Here is a 12,732-nt window from a genome sequence, read left to right as displayed (position 1 = left end):
GAATAAACGACTTTCATCTGATTTAAGTTATGGATCTGTCTACTCAGGAATAATCCTTCATCGTTATCGCAGACCCACAATGATTTATTTATCGCAAAGTGTTACGTTTGCAGCAGCAGGACCCTTGTCTCCGCGGTGAATGGCGAATTCAACTTTCTGACCTTCAAATAAAGTTTTAAAGTTGTCGCCATCAAGTGCAGATAAATGGACAAAGATATCTTTGCTGCCATCAAGAGGAGAGATGAAGCCAAAACCTTTGTCTTCGTTAAACCATTTAACCAGGCCCATAATTCTAGAGGTCATACTGACTCCGTTATACATGATTGTATTGATAGTAAACGTATAGGATTAAACATATGGACTCAAAAGAGGGGATATCAACGATAGCGCCTGGTAATGAGAACTGCCCGGAAAATTTCTAACTTTCATTAGTACATCGAACTGATGGGATTCATTAAGGCACAGTGAATCGATATAAGCAAATTATCTTTTAGCCGTCCAGAGGTCCTGTAGGGAAAATAAAAGTGGCTGAATGCCATTTTCAATGTATAGTCTTTACGTGTTTTCAATAAGGAATTGACTTGTCCCATAAAATGACAGGAATTGTCAAAAGCTTTGATATTCTTAGTGGTAAAGGCCTCATCATCCCATCTGATGGACGAAAAGACGTTCTGCTTCACATTTCAGCCGTTAACTCTCGCGAATCAGAATTACTCATCCCTGGAAGCCGCATAGAGTTTTGCCGGATAAACGGTCTCAGGGGGCCTGTGGCTGCGAACATTTATCTTTCCTGATTTTCAGTGTGTCAAAATAGATAGATTAAAACTTAACCACATGTGGTACGGTGAAGCTCATTCATTGAAAGGTTAATGGTTATGTCTGTTATCAATTACGCAATGAAATTCTTCAGCAGTGCGTCTACTGCCACTGCTGCCTGTCCTGTTTGTGGCTTAAAATCAGTACAACCGTTGTCAAAAATCCGGCTCAACCAGACCATGCTTTGCCCCGGATGTAAGGCTCTGTTTATCTCCCGACGCTAGCTCGACCAAAACCGCAGAACAGAGCTCATGTCCTATACTTATGTTAGATTCCGGCAGCTGTTAAATCCCTGATGCCTGACGCCCATCCTGAGAGAACGTTTCTGAACTGATTTCGCAACTGCTCCTGCGCGCTAACGTCGCATCAGAGCAATGCTATGAAAATGATCCCCAGAGCGTGGTTTAACCGCTCCCGTATTCTGATGAATGCTGCCGAAAACATAACGTTTTCGGCGAACGATCCTGCCGGTGAAAGCTCGCCGCGGTCGGAACTCTTTTCGACCGTCCAGATGGAACGCTACGGCCAGAAGCTGGCGCGGACTCATAAAGTATCACCGGATAGGCATCCTTATTATCTTCTGAAACGGCTTGGCGACAATGAGGCCGTCATTACCCAAAACTGCTATGAGCTTAACGCGGGTAAAAAGACCAGTATCATGCCCGCCGGTGAATGGCTGCTGGACAATTATTATCTGATTGAGGAACAAATCCGCACTGTCCGCCAGCATCTGCCGAAAAGCTTTGGCAAAGGTCTTCCGTCGCTTGTATCGCCGTTGAATTGCCCACGAATTTATCATATTGCATCAGAGGCCATTGCTCACGGCGATGGCCGCTGGGATGCCGCCAGCCTGACCAGCTATCTCACTGCCTATCAACAGGTGACGCCGCTGACGCTGGGTGAAGTCTGGGCGTTACCGGGAATGCTGCGCCTTGCGCTGATTGAAAATCTTCGTCGTATCAGTATGGAAGTGATAAAAGCGCAGCAGGACAGAAACCTTGCTGATACGTGGATAACAAGGATTGTCGAATGCGCAGAGAGTGCGCCTGGTGATTTAATCATGGTGGTTGCCGATATGGCGCGCTCCCGACCTCCGTTAACCAGTGCGTTTGTCGCAGAGCTGGTGCGGCGCCTGCAGGGGCATGGCAACGCGCTGTCGTTACCTCTGACCTGGGTTGATCAGTGCCTTCGGGAACAGGGGATCACCACTGACGTTCTCATACATAGTTTCAATCAGCAGCTTGCCGCCAGCCAGCTGTCCGTCAGTAACAGCATCGCGGGCCTGCGTTTATTGAGTGAAACGGACTGGGCTGATTTCGCCGAAACGATAAGCGTTGTCGAACAGGCATTACGCAATGATCCTGCCGGCATCTATCCCCGGATGCACTTCAATACCCGGGATCATTACCGGCACGTAGTTGAGGTTCTGGCCAGGGACAGCGGTCTCAGCGAGCCTGAGGTTGCTGAGAAGGTGCTGGCGCTTTCAGAGGAAAAAGCGCCCGATACACCGGAACATCATGTTGGTTATTATCTTGCGGGCGAAGGTCGACAGGCGCTGGATATTCATCTCCTGGCAGACGCCTCAAGGCTCATACGCTTGCGGCACAGTTTCAACAGAATAACCCTGCTGTCATGGCTTGGAAGCCTGGCGTTGCTGACAACCGCAGCGACCGCAGCAATATTGCACGAAACCGCCATGCAGGGCGCAGACTGGCTATTGATCGCGGTGATATTACCTCTGATTATCGCATTAACTCAGTTAATGAGCGATTTGCTCAGTGATGCAACCACCCGTTTTCGCGTTCCTCGACCCTTGCCGGGGATGGATTTTTCAGCCGGTATTCCCGCTGACAGTGCCACCATGTTAGTCATTCCCTGCATGTTGACCAGCCACGAAAGTTTCAGCCAGCTCCTCACCAGTCTTGAAGTCTGCTGGTTGGGGAATGAAAACGAAAATCTCAGGTTCGCGCTGCTCACTGATTTTGCTGATTCTGAAAATGAACCCTCGCCGGAAAGTCACGCGCTGCTCAGACAGGCTATCGCCGATACGCAGGCGCTTAATCGCCGCTACCCCTCCGGCCGACCACGTTTTTATCTGTTACATCGCCAGCCTGAATGGAACCCCTCGGAAGGAGCGTGGATGGGCTATGAACGCAAGCGGGGAAAACTGGCGTTACTGAACAGCTGGTTGCGCCATCCCGGAACGCAATTCGTCAGCGTTGCAGAGATGCCTACCCACCTTTTACCGGGTCACATAAAATACGTCATTACCCTGGACAGCGATACGGTGCTCCCGCGCGATACGGCACACAAACTCATCGCGACGATGGCGCATCCGCTGAATACGCCTGAGTATGATCCGGTACGCCAGAGGGTTGTCAAAGGATTCGGTATTTTACAGCCCGGTCTTGCGGAGGAGATACCACGCAACGGTCAGGGGCGTTACGCAGCCCTGCGCAGCAGCGTACCGGGCAATAACCCTTATTCGATGATGTCTTCGGATATTTATCAGGATCTCTTTGGGGAAGGCTCGTTTGTGGGCAAAGGGATTTACGATGTTGATATTTTTATGCAGGCCACTACCAACATCTGCCCGGAAAATCTGGTACTCAGCCACGATCTGCTTGAAGGATGCTATGCACGTTCGGGTCTGCTGAGCGAGGTGTTACTGTACGAACAGTACCCTAATAATTATCTGTCGGATGTTGCACGACGTTCACGCTGGATCCGGGGTGACTGGCAACTGCTTAACTGGCTAAAACCACGCGTCAGAAAAGCCGATGGAACCCGGGTCAGGAATCCGCTGACCGCGCTTTCTTACTGGAAATTACTCGATAATCTACGTCGCAGTCTGGTCGCCCCCTCCTTACTGATATTGCTGTTCTTCGCTCTGCTTTGGGTACCCAACCCGGTTTACTGGCTGGGCATACTGTTGCTGATATGGCTGTTGCCAGCCATCCTCTGCATCAGCCACGACCTTCTGCATAAACCTCTGCGTCGCCGCGTGAAGCCGCATCTGTTAATGGTGGGGGCGGGCGCGCTAAAGCGTCTGTCAGGTATCAGCCTTAATTTTGCGATACTGCCGCACGAAGCCGGATATTCGCTGAAAGCGATCGCCGTGACGCTATGGCGACTGGGGATAAGCAGGCGTCACCTCAGCCAGTGGGTCAGCCACAGCCAGGACAGCAGTCAGGCCAGACCCACTGTTGCACGTTTTTATCAGGCGATGTGGCTGAACGTTGCCGGTGGCGTGGCGCTGACAATACTGACCGGACAATTTGCCCCGCAGCTGCTGGGGATTGCGTTACCGATCGGTTTGGTATGGTGTGTGGCACCGCTGCTGATGAGCTGGCTGAGTCGCCAGCCCGTGCGTAAGGTTTTTTCGCCTAATCAGGAACAAAAACAGCTGTTACGCCAGACAAGCCGTGAAATCTGGGCTTTTTTTGAAACATTTGCCACAGCAAAAGAGAACTGGCTTCCGCCTGATAATTATCAGGAAATACCACAACCGACGGTGGCACACCGAACTTCTCCTACCAATATTGGTCTTTCACTTATGGCTAACCTGACGGCATGGGACTTTGGCTACCTGCCTGGCGGAGAGGTGCTCCGGCGCGTGTCGCTCACGCTCGACACGATGGATAAAATGGAGCACTACCGGGGCCATCTCTACAACTGGTATGACACCCGTACGCTGGCCCCCCTAAGTCCACGCTATATCTCCAGCGTCGACAGCGGCAATATGGCCGGGCATTTATTGACCCTTCGTGCAGGCCTGTCCGCCATGCGTCATCAGCCTGTTTTAAGCAACCAACAGATACTGGCAGGACTGAACGATACGCTGGATATTCTGGAAAAACAGTGGGGTAAGAACCCACCTGACAGCCTGAGACTGCTGCGCAAGCATTGCCTGAACGCGGTGTCGCTCTCTCCGCAGGCGCTTTTCAGCGAACTGAAAAGCATGCGCACCCAGTGCAACCATCTGACCAGCGCATGTCATCAGGGATCTCCTCTTCAGATGCGCTGGGCTGGACATCTGGAGCATCAACTGGTTCAGCTTTGCCATGAGTGGTCTCTGTTGCTTGGCTGGTTGCCTGCATCCTGGAATGAACAGACGCTGCCGACGCTGAGCGAGCTTGCCCGTCCGACATTAACCGGTACAGGAACGCCTCCGGCGTCAGTGGCGGAGCAGGCCCGAATGCGACTCAATATTATCACCGAGCTGGAACAGCGGCTGGATGAGCATGCCCGGATGGATTTCGCCTTTCTGTACAGTGAAGCAACCAGTCTGCTCAGCGTCGGTTATAACTGTGACACCAATATGCCTGACAAAAGCCACTACGATCTCCTGCCATCTGAAATCCGCCTGACCAGTTTTCTTGCCATTGCGACTAATCAGCTGCCTCTTAAAAGCTGGTACGCGCTGGGTCGATTGTTTACCACGATTGATAATGAAACTGCCCTGATGTCATGGAGCGGATCCATGTTTGAATATCTGATGCCGAATCTGGTGATGCCCACCTGGCCCGGCAGCCTGCTCGATGAAATGAGTCAGTCGGCGGTTATGCGCCAGATTAACTGGGGGAAAGAACGCGGGGTACCATGGGGTGTTTCAGAGTCTGGCTATCATGCTTTTGATGTTCAGCATAATTATCAGTATCAGGCATTTGGCGTACCGGGTCTCGGTCTGCGCAGGGGGCTTGCCGATGACATGGTTGTTGCTCCTTACGCCACGCTGCTGGCGCTGATGGTTTCCCCACAGAGAGCCTGTGAGAACCTGTTCAGGCTGCAAAAAAATGGTGCACGCGGAGAATACGGTTTTTATGAAGCGCTGGACTATACCCCCTCACGTCTTGCAACCGGTCAGCTCTATGCGGTGGTACAGTCCTGGATGGCGCATCACCAGGGTATGGCATTTCAGGCGCTGGCTCATGTGCTGCTTGACGCCCCCATGACTGAACGCTTTATGTCCAGCACGGTATTCCGGTCAGCGAGTCTGCTGTTACAGGAGCGCGTGCCGGATGCGGTCGATCTGTACAGTCCGCGCCGTCATTTTGAATCTCATGAGGGCAGGGTCAAACCCGTCCGCTATGAACCCCGTATTTTCTATAGCGTGGATACCCCCACCCCGGATATTCAACTGCTGTCCAACGGCCATTATCATCTGATGTTGACCGCGGGGGGCGGTGGTTACAGTCGCTGGAATGATATTGCACTAACCCGCTGGCGCAGTGATACCACCCGTGATAACTGGGGAGCATTTTGCTACTTCCGCGATACCCAGACGGGAGATGTGTGGAGCAATACCTGGCAACCGACAGGCTACACCAGCGGACAAGACGAGGAAGTGTTATTCACCGATGCGGGGGCAGAATTCAGACGCAGCTTCGGGGGACTCAGCGTCAAAACTCAGGTGGTGATCTCTCCGGAGGATGATGTTGAATTGCGACGGCTCACACTGATTCATCGTGGTCGCAAACCTCGCTCTCTGGAGCTGACAACCTATGCTGAAGTGGTACTGGCACCTGATTTCAGCGATCTGGCACACCCGGCATTCAGCAATTTGTTTATTCAGACTGAGCTGGCTCCTGAGCGTGACGCTATTCTTTGCCACCGGCGCCCGCGCTCACCGGATGAACCGGGCCCTTGCCTGTTTCACATGATGGTGGTGCACGGCGATAACCGACATAACGTGTCGTTTGAAACGGACAGGGCAAGCTTTATTGGACGTGGCAGAAACCCTGCGAATGCCCTGGCAATAGAGGCGGGAGGGACGCTAAGCAACACGTCGGGCTCGGTGCTGGATCCGATACTGGCAATTCGCCACGCCATCATTCTGCAGCCGGGGCAGCCGGTTACGATTGATATCATTTATGGCATCAGCGAGACCCGTCAGCAGAGCCTGGCGTTGCTGGAGAAATATCGCGATTACCCTATCGCCGATCGCGTCTTTGAACTGGCCTGGTCTCACAGTCTGGTGGTATTGCGCCAGATGAACGCCAGTGAAGATGATGCCACGTTGTTCAATAGTCTCGCCAGCGCTGTGCTTTATCCTGTCCAGGAGCTGCGAGCCGAAGGCCAGGCGATCGGCCGCAACCGGCGTGGCCAGTCCGGACTGTGGGGCTGGGCAATTTCAGGGGATCTGCCGATAGTGCTGCTGAGTATAACCAGCGAGGAAAGTATCACCTCAGTGACCACACTGATTCAGGCACACCGTTACTGGAGACAGAAAGGGCTGGATGTTGATTTGGTTATCCTGAATAACAGCCCCGGCGGCTACCAGCAGGGATTACAAAATCAGATTATGGAGTTAATTTATGCCGGGTCTGAAGCCAGTCTGCTGGATAAAAAGGGCGGGCTTTTTGTCCGGAACGGTGAGCATCTCTCCGCTGAGGATAAGTTGCTCTTGATGAGCGTGGCCTGTCTTTATCTTGATGACCGCGCAGGGGGTATTAATGAGCAGCTTAACCAGCGTATTCATACCCTGAAATCGCCGGCAAGGGCATTCATTCCGCGTGCTGTGCGCGACCGTAATCAACATACGGACTGGAGCCCTGATACCAGTCAGTTATGCCATTTCAATGGGTACGGTGGATTTTCTCAGGATGGGCGGGAGTATCAGATCGTCCTTCGGGAAAATGCGCTTACACCGGCTCCCTGGTCGAACATACTGGCAAATTCTCGTTTTGGCTGTGTGATCTCAGAGGCAGGGCAGGCCTATACCTGGTATGAGAATGCCCATGAATACCGGTTGACGCCGTGGGAGAACGATCCGGTGAGCGATCGCAGCGGCGAGGCATTTTACCTGCGCGATGAAGAGAGCGGGGAGTGCTGGTCGCCGACAGCTTTACCTGTTCGCGGACACGGTGATTACCTGACCCGCCATGGTTTTGGCTACAGCGTTTTTGCCCATCGTGAGAGTGGTATAGACAGCGAGTTGACGGTCCTGGTTGCTGAAGAAGATCCGGTTAAACTGGTGCTCCTGACGCTCAGCAACTCTTCGGGACGGACACGTCAACTTTCCGTCACAGGCTATGTAGAGTGGACGCTCGGAGAAACACGAACGCGCTCAGCCCCTCACATTGTGACACATGTGGCCAGAACGCCCGGCGGCTGCGGGGTGCTTGCGAATAACTTTTATGGTGATAATGGTGGCGGCCGAACTGCATTTTTTGCCGTCAGCGGTAATGACTGTTCTCTGACAGGGGATCGCCGGGAGTTTATTGGCCGTAATGGTTCCCTTCACGCCCCTTCGGCCATGAAACTGCAAAAGCTTTCTGGTAAGACGGGGGCCGGTCTGGATCCCTGCGGAGCGGTGCAATCGGCGGTTACATTAATTGACGGGGACCAGAGGACGTTTATTTTTATCCTCGGCGCAGAGGAGAATGATGTCTGTGCTCAGGAGACGCTGGCCCGCTACATGAACGAGGATACGGTCCGCCAGGAGCTGAACCGGATTCATAATCACTGGCACAATGTTCTCGATAAAATCGTAGTTAACACCCCCGACACGTCCGTAAATTTACTGGTTAATGGCTGGCTGTTGTATCAGACGGTCGCCTGCCGTCTTATGGCCCGGAGTGGCTACTATCAGTCTGGCGGTGCATTTGGTTTTCGCGATCAGCTGCAGGATACGCTGGCTCTGAGCCACGCTGCTCCGGACCGGATGCGTGAACAGATAATACTCTGTGCATCACGGCAGTTTATCGAAGGGGATGTGCAGCACTGGTGGCACCCGCCACACGGCAACGGTGTGCGTACCCGCTGTTCCGATGACTATCTTTGGCTGCCGCTTGCTGCTTGCCACTATGTTGAAACGACGGGGGATATGGATGCACTGGAAATACGCATTCCTTATCTGGAGGGACGCTCGCTTCAGCCTGGTGAAGAGTCTGTCTATGACACGCCGGTCATCAGCGGCACCGAAGAGACACTCTGGTTACACTGCGTCAAAGCTATTCACTATGGACTTCGCTTCGGGGAGCATGGCCTGCCGCTGATGGGGGCTGGTGACTGGAATGACGGGATGAACCGGGTGGGTATCGAAGGCAAAGGTGAAAGCGTCTGGCTGGGCTTCTTCCTGTACGACATTTTGCAGCGGTTTGCAGCGCTGGCGGAGCGCAGGCTGGATGAAAGCGTCGCCGCGATGTGCCGTTCACAGGCTCTGCGCCTGCAAAGTAATCTCGAAGCCCACGCCTGGGATGGGGAATGGTACCGGCGCGGGTATTTTGACGATGGTACTCCCCTGGGATCGAAAACCTCACAGGACTGCCGGATTGATGCGATTGCGCAGAGCTGGTCTGTATTGTCCGGCGCCGCGAGCCCGGGACGGTGCGCAAAGGCCATGCAGGCGCTGGATAAGCACCTTGTGGATAACGAAGGAGGGCTGATCAAACTGTTAACGCCTCCTTTCGACGGACACGGTCCAAATCCGGGCTACATACAGGGGTACCTGCCCGGCGTGCGGGAAAACGGAGGGCAGTATACGCATGGCGCCATCTGGGCAGTGATGGCCTTTGCCCGAATGGGGAATGCCGAACGAGCCTGGCAACTCTGGTCAATGCTCAGCCCTGTAAATCATACCCTGAATGCGGACTCTGTCGGGATTTATAAAGCTGAGCCTTATGTCATGAGTGCTGATGTCTACAGCGTCGCTCCCCATACCGGACGTGCAGGGTGGAGCTGGTATACCGGTTCCGCAGGCTGGGCCTGGCGTTTACTTACCGAGGAATTACTGGGGATAAAACGTTCCGGCACTGACTTTAGTGTTCATGCCAGGTTACCGGATGAGTGGTCGTCTTTTTCTATGGCATATCAATATGGTGAAAGCCATTATCAGATTAGTGTTTCACGCGGCGATGCAGAATATTGCGTGACGCTGGATGGTGTTCTCCTCCCTGATGACAGAATACCGCTGAAGGATGATGGACAAAACCATACGGTTGAGATCATTCAGAACTGACACTGATCCCGGAGGTGCATTAACGTCTGCCGTTAATGCGCTGATTATCCCTGAGAACATCAATCGCAGTCTGCATGGCGATTTTGTCATCCCGCCTTTTTTGTTTGTCCTGCATGACCTGAAGGTATTCCAGCAAGGTGCGGGTATTAATCGGTCGGCCCTGTTTACCCACAGCCAGCACGGCTTCGCCAAGAATAATTTTCACAGGCGGTAGTTGTGCCGGATACCAGTCAAGGGTGTCTTCTGATTTCATCTTAAATTTCTCACGGAAGGGTAGTGTACCATAAATCAGACGTTCAATTTTCAATATCTGATAACCTCATTCAGACACAACTTAACATAACTTATGCCAGTTATTTTTATATTAAAGCGTATAATAATTACTATATTTCTCAGAGAATTATTTATGTCTTATACAAATGGGCTCAGGTATTTTAAAGAAAGACCGGTTCATGTTGCCTGCCCGGTATGCGCATACAGAGCCGATCAGAAAGCAGGTAAACTAAGAAAAGATGCGGTTCTTGAGTGCCCTGCCTGCGGACTGTTGTTCAGACCTTCAGAATGCTGGTGTATCGGCGGCTGAACGGCTTCTGCCACGTAACGTCAGTGATGTCGGAAAATGACAACGTTCCTCCTGTACTGCAGTTGTCGAGGGTATGATAATGAAATCTAAAAAATCTGTTTTTATTGAAGGACATATCCTGTCGAACAGCTGTCACGGGCAGGCTGGCCAACCTTTCTGTATTCACCGGGTCAGGTTTAGTAATGGTAAATATGCGATTATTCGGGTGGCATCCGGGATATGTTTCAAACCAGGCGAAATTATTCAACGAAACGATTGTGAGTGGTTTTATAAACTTACCAAAATTCGGCTTCTTTCTTTTGAGTACCTTGATGATGATGAATCAAGAAGACAATTTCTTGAGTATCAATGATAAAACATGGATTTATAACAAAATAACTTTGCTGGCTTATAATTCATTACTGACTCTTTAAATTCTTTACCAGTCATTGCAAAGTTATTTTTTTCTGAATTTAGATGACTTTAAATTGTCTAAAACAAAATGTACCGCTAAAGACAAATTGCTTCATTGTTTTCCTTTTGCGTTATAACCTTCATTAGCATTAAGGAAATTTATGGCACAGACTTTTACTCATAATTTACTTCATCCTCGCCACTGGCTTACCTGGTCTGGTTTGGGTCTGCTGTGGCTTCTCGTTCAACTTCCTTACCCAGTTTTACATACTCTGGGCTCTGGCCTTGGAAAAATATCCAGACCCTTTCTGAAACGCCGGGAAGGAATTGCGATTAGAAATATCGAACTGTGCTTTCCCGAGATGACACCGTTTGCCCGGAGCCAGATGGTCAATAAAAACTTTGTTTCTCTCGGGCTGGGACTGATGGAAACAGGAATGGCCTGGTTCTGGAGCGATGCGAGAGTCAAAAAATGGTTTGATGTCGAAGGGCTTGAAAACCTGACCGGCGCGACAAAAGGAGTAATGGTTGTCGGGATTCATTTTATGTCCCTTGAGTTGTGTGGAAGAGTAATGGGGTTATGCCATCCTATGATGGCAACGTATCGCCCACACAATGATCCATTAATGGAATGGGTACAGACAAAAGGGCGTATGCGTTCAAATAAGGCTATGATTAATCGACGTAATTTATCAGGTTTTGTTCATGCGCTAAAAGCAGGTGAAGCCGTTTGGTTTGCACCAGACCAGGATTATGGGTCTAAGGGAAGCGTTTTTGCACCTTTTTTCTCGGTAAAAAAAGCAGCCACGACGAACGGAACGTATGCTCTGTCAAAACTCGCTGGTGCACACTTGATCACACTTAGCATGGTTCGACGTAGCGATAAAAAAGGTTATCACATGTATATCAGCAATCCGTTGGCAGGTTATCCAGGGGAAGATAAGGTCGCCGCAGCGGCTTATATGAACAAGATCATCGAGCGTGAAATTCTCCGTGCTCCTGAGCAATACCTGTGGATGCATCGCAGGTTCAAAACGCGTCCTGAAGGCGAAGTTTCTTTATACAAATGAACAACTCAACTTGTCATGAGCCAGAATCTATCTTTCTTGCCACTGCGTATTTGTAAAAATGCGATAAGGAATTTTCGATCGGATTCATGTTAACGATGGCTTGACTGACAGCCAAGGTTAATCAATTGAACCGGTTCGGATTTGAAGGTCCGTTTTTCGCTCATAGTGGACAGTTTAATCCCTATGAGCTCCCATCACTCTTCATTGGCTCATATGTGGCTTTCGAGAGCTCCGCTGCTGTCGGCCTGTCAGCGATACCTGCGCAGCAAACACGCCGCGCATATACGGTTTGGGCTTAACTTTTATCAAACGCTTAGACTACTTTTCACCTGCCGAATTTTTTGGATAAAAGCCATCATTGCCAAAGCAACATCGAAAAACGCTTAATTAAAAGTGCTCACGCCTGCATCCCCTTACCCCGTGCCAGGTTAATCCTGTCAACGCATTCCCTAAACGCTTTGACTTGCTCTGGAGAGAGCTCAGATTCATCAATGTTGGCCAGAAGAGCATTGAGGGAGCGCTCAATATCATTTTTTGCTAATCGTAAACAGATAACCTTAACCCAACGTGGCGAGAACTTGCTGAGGCCGATTGCTCTTGTGATTCGTAATTTCATGCCATGCCTCTCAACCACCAGTGTGGAGGTTTTCATACTCGCTTATAACACGCATTGGATAGGCCTTCTGTTATTATTTCACCTGCAAGCTGACAATAGGCATTGCGCCTGGGACCAACCAGCTTTCAGCGAACATCAAATTTGGTTGTCCAGCCTGATGCGCAAGCGCTACGTCATACCAGAGAGTTACTAGCTTAACTTATGGCAATTTTAATGATCTGATACAGGTTGGGATGTCAGCTTTGTGCCTGAAGCGGACCTGTTTGAATAGCCTGGAACGATAGTACCCGTC

At 50.9% G+C, this 12,732-nt stretch carries 9 protein-coding genes; 6 read left to right on the top strand and 3 right to left on the bottom strand.

Annotated elements, in window-relative coordinates; all coding sequences use genetic code 11:
- Positions 1-84 precede the first annotated feature (84 nt).
- Positions 85-303: a cold shock domain-containing protein gene (locus OGY09_RS20250; protein WP_000203924.1), complete on the bottom strand. Its 219-nt coding sequence runs from the start codon at positions 301-303 to the stop codon at positions 85-87.
- Between the two features lie 278 nt (positions 304-581).
- Between OGY09_RS20250 and cspF the strand changes: the two genes are divergently transcribed.
- The 3 genes from cspF to OGY09_RS20235 all read left to right on the top strand — a co-directional run bounded on the left by cspF (position 582) and on the right by OGY09_RS20235 (position 9,778).
- Complete coding sequence (gene cspF / locus OGY09_RS20245) at positions 582-794, top strand: cold shock-like protein CspF (RefSeq protein ID WP_001446195.1); 213 nt, start codon at positions 582-584, stop codon at positions 792-794.
- A 75-nt stretch (positions 795-869) separates the two neighbouring features.
- A complete protein-coding gene (locus OGY09_RS20240) occupies positions 870-1,040 on the top strand; it encodes a YnfU family zinc-binding protein (protein ID WP_305955329.1) in 171 nt (56 codons plus the stop codon).
- 155 nt (positions 1,041-1,195) lie between these two features.
- Positions 1,196-9,778, top strand: a complete 8,583-nt coding sequence (locus tag OGY09_RS20235; protein WP_233003291.1) for a GH36-type glycosyl hydrolase domain-containing protein — start codon at positions 1,196-1,198, stop codon at positions 9,776-9,778.
- 19 nt (positions 9,779-9,797) lie between these two features.
- On the opposite strand, the gene OGY09_RS20230 is transcribed toward OGY09_RS20235, so the two are convergent.
- On the bottom strand, positions 9,798-10,031 hold the full coding sequence (locus tag OGY09_RS20230) for a YnaE/YdfK family cold shock protein (RefSeq protein WP_004132711.1): 234 nt from the start codon (positions 10,029-10,031) through the stop codon (positions 9,798-9,800).
- Between the two features lie 93 nt (positions 10,032-10,124).
- On the opposite strand from OGY09_RS20230, the gene OGY09_RS25320 reads away from it, so the two are divergent.
- From OGY09_RS25320 to lpxP, 3 genes are all read left to right on the top strand, one after another.
- Positions 10,125-10,361, top strand: a complete 237-nt coding sequence (locus OGY09_RS25320; protein ID WP_350309020.1) for a YnfU family zinc-binding protein — start codon at positions 10,125-10,127, stop codon at positions 10,359-10,361.
- Between the two features lie 79 nt (positions 10,362-10,440).
- Positions 10,441-10,713 carry a hypothetical protein gene (locus tag OGY09_RS20225; RefSeq protein WP_016239704.1) on the top strand — a complete coding sequence of 91 codons (273 nt, stop codon included), beginning with the start codon at positions 10,441-10,443 and terminating at the stop codon, positions 10,711-10,713.
- Between the two features lie 202 nt (positions 10,714-10,915).
- Positions 10,916-11,824 (top strand): kdo(2)-lipid IV(A) palmitoleoyltransferase, encoded by a 909-nt coding sequence (lpxP, locus tag OGY09_RS20220; RefSeq protein WP_023329314.1) that lies wholly within the window; start codon positions 10,916-10,918, stop codon positions 11,822-11,824.
- 397 nt (positions 11,825-12,221) lie between these two features.
- Here lpxP and OGY09_RS20215 read toward each other — a convergent pair whose 3' ends face one another.
- Complete coding sequence (locus OGY09_RS20215; protein WP_042718081.1) at positions 12,222-12,440, bottom strand: hypothetical protein; 219 nt, start codon at positions 12,438-12,440, stop codon at positions 12,222-12,224.
- Positions 12,441-12,732: the final 292 nt, after the last annotated feature.

It is taken from the genome of Citrobacter sp. Cpo071 (genome assembly GCF_030332765.1).
Taxonomy (GTDB): domain Bacteria; phylum Pseudomonadota; class Gammaproteobacteria; order Enterobacterales; family Enterobacteriaceae; genus Citrobacter; species Citrobacter portucalensis.
The sequence above is the reverse complement of the archived record's forward strand: the minus strand, read 5'-3'. Positions and strand labels throughout refer to the sequence as shown.